This window comes from Thermococcus sp. M36, from assembly GCF_012027355.1.
Classification (GTDB): Archaea; Methanobacteriota_B; Thermococci; order Thermococcales; family Thermococcaceae; genus Thermococcus.
The window spans coordinates 1-405 of sequence record NZ_SNUH01000303.1; the positions used below are offsets into that span (position 1 = coordinate 1).

General features: G+C 33.8%; 1 protein-coding gene. It reads left to right on the forward strand.

Features of this window, described 5'->3' with window-relative positions; genetic code table 11:
• Positions 1-72 precede the first annotated feature (72 nt).
• On the forward strand, positions 73-405 hold a 333-nt coding region (locus E3E36_RS12450), incomplete at its 3' end, for a TolC family protein (RefSeq protein WP_255452980.1).

The following is a 405-nucleotide window of genomic DNA, read 5'->3' on the forward strand; positions in this document are numbered from 1 at the left end:
ATCTAATTTCAAACTCTTTTCAACCCAAATACTGTCGTTTATAGTTACCGAACTATCAGGGTTGAAAAGAGTTTGAAATTAGATGAAGTATTAAACGCTATTAATACCAACTCTTATTTAATGGCTGCAGATGAGCAGATAAAAATTAATGAGTTAATTGAAAAAGAAACTGCAGCATTGCGTTATCCATCCTTACGTTTTAATACCGGTATAAACTTCGGAAGAACAGAAAGTGCAGCCGGACAAACCTTACTAAACCAAAGCTACGGGCCATTTGCTGGCTTAAGTGTTACTGTCCCTATTTATAATGGCGGTATTTATAAAAAGCAACAACAGATTGCATCTGTTAATACCAAAATTGCTAAAACACAAAAGCAGAGTTTATTGTTAAATTTACAGAACGAT